Raw genomic sequence first — 4142 nt, 5'->3', positions numbered from 1 at the left:
GGTGCAGGTGCAGGTGCTGGGGCAGCTTCAGGTGCGATTTCAGGTGCAGGCTCATGTTGAGCCGATGCGGGCTTTGCTTCTGTTTTTCCTGCTGCGTTAGTGGGGTTTTTTTTAATTAATTCTGCGCCCTTTTCAAGAGCTATTTTCGTGAATACAAATCCGCCAACAGGTAGTGGATTTGCAAACCGAGCAGAGACGATGTGGTGCTCCTTTCCATCTTGATTTGCAAATGAAGAGGTGTAAGTAACCTCGCTTGCGTAGGCTGATAAATCAACCCCATAAGTCATTGGTGTTCCAACTGTAAAGTATAGGTTTTGCACTAATCCCATTTTCTCCTGAAAGGTAAGGTCGGATGAGTCAAGGCCTGCAAAAAATTCGTCTTTTATTTTTTGGCCTTCATCGTTTTTTATTCTGTTTGAAATTTTCGTAAGGAACTTTACGTATTCCTCCGATGGTTTGACGGTGATGGTTGCCTTGCATGTATATTTTGGTGGCTTTTCTGATTGACTAATAGTCTGAATTGTATCGATTTTTACTGAAAAGTTTGCCTTGAGATCCTTGAGGTCGCCCATGTCAACTTTCTCATTGTTTTCACGGCCAAAAAAAACATCTCTAACTAATTCTTGTGTTGCGGAATCTGCGCATTCAGGTAGTTTTCCACATGCGGCAATGCTTAGCGCTATGGGAACTATGACAAAGAGTCCTGTTTTATTCACGACTTCCTTCTTTCTATCACGTAGATTGCTTATTGAACACGAAAACCCCTGAGCGATGTTTAACGACAAAATACATCCGAAGTTTAGTGAAGTATTTCACGTAACTATCCGTTTGGGTTAGCGTAACTTTATTGCAGCAACTGACCGAAATACCACCGTTTTTCGATACGGATGCCGGTACACAGAAATCGTACCGTTAAATGGGGTGTTGATTGCGGTATTGTGTACCTGTAATGTGCACCCCGTTTACGGATCAGAACGGGGGGGGGGCATGGCAACCTTTGCGTATTTGCGCGGCAGCACAGCAGATCAAACAACCGAGCAGCAGTTGAAGCAGATTCTCGATGCGGGTTACTCAGTGGAGAGTGACCGGGTGTACGTCGAACAAGGTGTGTCCGGCAAAGTGCCTGCAATGCAACGTGAGCAGTTCAAGAGATTGCACGATAGATTGTCCATGCAGGACACCCTTATTGTCGCCAAGTTAGACCGTTTGGGGCGGGATACTCTGGATGTGATTTCCACTATCGAGAACCTAACAAGCTTGGGTATCTCAGTGGGTGTTCTTGGGCTGGGTGTGCTGGATCAGTCACCCCAGTCACGATTGACTCTCACCATGCTTGCGGCGATCAGTCAGTTCGAACGTGAACTCATCAGCGAACGGACGAAAGCCAAGCTAGCCCAGTTGAAGTCCGAAGGGGTGAAGCTTGGTAGGCCCGTGAAATTTGATGACGTGGCCCTAAGGGCGCGTGCTGATGACTTGTTCAGTCAGGGGCTCAGTTGGAGGAAGGTTGCTGCTGAATTGGGAGTGGCGTTGTCCACCCTCCAGCGTTTGATGAAGCAGCATTCAACTATGAGAGTTGGTACGGAAAGTTAAGTAGCTTGATTCGGCCGTCAACATCCTTGACCGGCAGGGGAGAGAGATTGACCTTGGGGGCGAGGAAATCATTGATCAGGTGACCGAGGATGTCAGCCTCGACCATCGTTTGAATCTGGTCTCGAAATTTGAATTTCGCCAGTATGTCCTGAACGTTCGGCGAGAAGCCGTTCAGGTAATCAACGAAGTTGTCGCGGAGGCGCTGTCCTTGCCCACTGGCGGTGAGCGTGGCCGAGGGTGAATTCCGACGTGTTGTAGAACGCCTGTCCTGCAACCATCCGCAGCGCACCATCCTGCTCGGCTATGGGCTCCAACTTTGACGGCTATACACCCCTGCAGTGAAAGTTGGAGGGAAACCTCAAACCATGGAGCTTTCGGCCAGTCTTGGCCGTCGAGAAGCACGCCTCTGCCGCCACCTTGGATCGCTACACTCATAGCGGGTCTGAGTCGACGGATGGGTAGACTGCGAAACCTCGCTCCAAGCAAACCAAAGGTGGGCCCGCTACCGTGCTCCATACAGCCAAAAGTCCTATCCATGGGCTGCCGGATGTCATCCATGACCTCCGAAACCTCAGAGAAAACCTGGATCGATTCACCAGTCGATCAGGCATTCAGCGGGCAGGGCCAAGGAGGTGCAATGCTTGTCGAGGCGCTCGTTACGAGATCGCGGCGTATGCCCTGATGGTCGATGGGCAGCATCCCGACCTTCCGGTCGTCGGGTCAGGTTCTGGTCTTAGCGGAGTCAAGAGCGAACCATCGAGATCCTGGTTCTGCGTATCATGATTGGGAGTGCCGGCAAAGCGGAACGTGCAACTTACCGATAAACCACCGGCTGCCTCATTAAAGAGGCGTGGCGCCTTGGTACGTTTGGCCGTAGCTACGCAAGGGCACCTCGGCTAGCCCTCAATGGCTGGATTCCGGAGGGAGGCAGAACCGACCTTGCCGACACTGCAAACACAGTAGCATGCGCTCTGCATTTAATGTTTTTTTACTGGTGGGCTACCATTCCGTACTTACGGTCGTCTGGTCACGTTCTGGTCACCGCCGGGTCCAGTTCGAGCTATCCAGATCCAGGATAAAGTCCTCATCGTTGAGCCGTGGAGAGGCAACCCTTCCGGCAAACAGGTTGAGCACCAACGGAAAACCGGTAAAAATGCAGCTGGCAATGTGGTGATAAAGCTAAGAGCCATGCCCAGTTCGACGTTTTCGATTCCCATCGCCCGCTCCACATCGAATTCCGGCAGGTCGTTGATCTGCAAGCAAAAAGGCCAACCTCACGGGGTTGGCCTTTTTGTTGTCTGGTCACAGGGGGATCGGGTGCTGTTCAGATCCATTAAGCTCTTTCCAACAGGCCGCTCATCGGCCAGAGCTGTCATTCGCCTTCCATGCGTCGTACGGCAGGTATGCGTTGCCAAAAAGACGCTCAGCATTGCCTACGGAAGTCGCAGCGATTCGGTTCAAGCCCCCGGCATCCGGGCAAATCAAGCACAGTACGGGACCGTGAAAAGCGTTTGGTCCTGAACCTGACTGGCGAAGGGCTTCGTAAGGTGCCTTTATTGAAACCAATGACCGGCCATGGCTGCGGCTTGTGCGAATGAAAAAGCCCAGAAAAATCTGGGCTTTTTCAATCTCGAAGCTTCCGATTACCGCTTTCCGGCTACTCTTTTTCCGTCGTGCTTAATTTCGACCCAGGTTCCTTGCTTTCCAGTCGGCGCAAGCTTCGGTTTGCTCTCAACTACCCGACCGGTTAAAGCCCCCTTGGCAGCCACGGTGAAGGCGCCGGCCTTTGCAAGAAGACTAGTAAACTCCGGCCGCGACTGCTTCAGGTACGTCTTCATGCGACGTTCACCAGCTTGCGCGTCGAGAAATTGACCGGTGCGAGGGTTTCGAGCAGCAGACTTCATATGTATTCCCTGTATTTGCACACAATAGCACAGCCAGCGATCAAATCGGCAGCTTCAGGAATTTCTTCAGGCGCACCACCTGGTCGCCGTCGAATTCCTTTCGCTTGAAGCCTGCTTCCATGTAAAAGTCGACAAGCCCAGCCACCGGACGTTCCAGGGAAACCTCCCTGCAGCCGACATGGGCTCCAATAGCATCTAAGAAGCGTGTCATTAGCGCGACGACGACTCCTCCCAACGGATTGCCGGCTGGATTGGCTTCAACGAGGTGAATCGTGGCAACGATGTGCCGATCACTGATGCGACCGAGAGCCAGGCCGCATAGTTCATCTTCAAACCAAAGTGCTGCTTCGACTCGACGCGGCCGCAAACGGAAACGCGCCAGTTCGACGCGCCAATTCCAACCAGGTATGTGTGCTTCTCGATGTTCTGGATAGAGGTCCCGCCAGGCCTCTGCGATCGCTAGCGCCGCTGCCGAGATCTCGGTGAAGCGGACACCTTCGATGCCCTGATCCCGTAAATCGGCTTCCACGCCGCGATATACGCTTTCGCGCAATTCGCGGTAGTAATCCTTCGCCTGCCGGTAGGTTTTCTTGGGTTCGATCATGAAGGAGGGATTGTGCCACGCCCGCTAGCAGGTCGATGCAAAAC

General features: G+C 52.4%; 5 protein-coding genes. 1 reads left to right on the top strand and 4 read right to left on the bottom strand.

Annotated features, from left to right (window positions below; translation table 11 throughout):
• Positions 1-716: hypothetical protein (locus tag ETQ85_RS26345; protein ID WP_222862230.1), on the bottom strand; the 716-nt coding region annotated here is incomplete at its 3' end.
• 271 nt (positions 717-987) lie between these two features.
• Between ETQ85_RS26345 and ETQ85_RS20545 the strand changes: the two genes are divergently transcribed.
• The gene (locus ETQ85_RS20545; RefSeq protein WP_148580949.1) at positions 988-1590 is read left to right on the top strand and encodes a recombinase family protein; all 603 of its coding nucleotides are present in this window, start codon (positions 988-990) and stop codon (positions 1588-1590) included.
• On the opposite strand, the gene ETQ85_RS20540 is transcribed toward ETQ85_RS20545, so the two are convergent.
• From ETQ85_RS20540 to ETQ85_RS20530, 3 genes are all read right to left on the bottom strand, one after another.
• The gene (locus ETQ85_RS20540) at positions 1565-1882 is read right to left on the bottom strand and encodes a hypothetical protein (protein ID WP_222862229.1); all 318 of its coding nucleotides are present in this window, start codon (positions 1880-1882) and stop codon (positions 1565-1567) included. The two genes, ETQ85_RS20545 and ETQ85_RS20540, sit on opposite strands and share 26 nt — an antisense overlap.
• A gap of 1351 nt (positions 1883-3233) precedes the next feature.
• Entirely contained in the window at positions 3234-3428 is a 195-nt protein-coding gene (locus ETQ85_RS20535; protein WP_222862228.1) for a hypothetical protein, read from the bottom strand.
• Between the two features lie 106 nt (positions 3429-3534).
• Positions 3535-4098, bottom strand: coding sequence for a hypothetical protein (locus ETQ85_RS20530; protein ID WP_148580947.1), 564 nt, complete (start codon positions 4096-4098; stop codon positions 3535-3537).
• Positions 4099-4142: the final 44 nt, after the last annotated feature.

It is taken from the genome of Zoogloea oleivorans (genome assembly GCF_008107625.1).
Taxonomy (GTDB): Bacteria; Pseudomonadota; Gammaproteobacteria; order Burkholderiales; family Rhodocyclaceae; genus Zoogloea; species Zoogloea oleivorans.
Note: the sequence above shows the minus strand (reverse complement) of the source record. Positions and strands in the feature narration are given on the sequence as shown.

What these genes read in the sequence shown, in the direction of transcription:
- ETQ85_RS20545 (WP_148580949.1), top strand. Translation starts at nt 988, where the DNA reads ATGGCAACCTTTGCGTATTTGCGCGGCAGCACAGCAGATCAAACAACC.
- ETQ85_RS20540 (WP_222862229.1), bottom strand. Translation starts at nt 1,882, where the DNA reads ATGGTGCGCTGCGGATGGTTGCAGGACAGGCGTTCTACAACACGTCGG.
- ETQ85_RS20535 (WP_222862228.1), bottom strand. Translation starts at nt 3,428, where the DNA reads ATGAAGACGTACCTGAAGCAGTCGCGGCCGGAGTTTACTAGTCTTCTT.
- ETQ85_RS20530 (WP_148580947.1), bottom strand. Translation starts at nt 4,098, where the DNA reads ATGATCGAACCCAAGAAAACCTACCGGCAGGCGAAGGATTACTACCGC.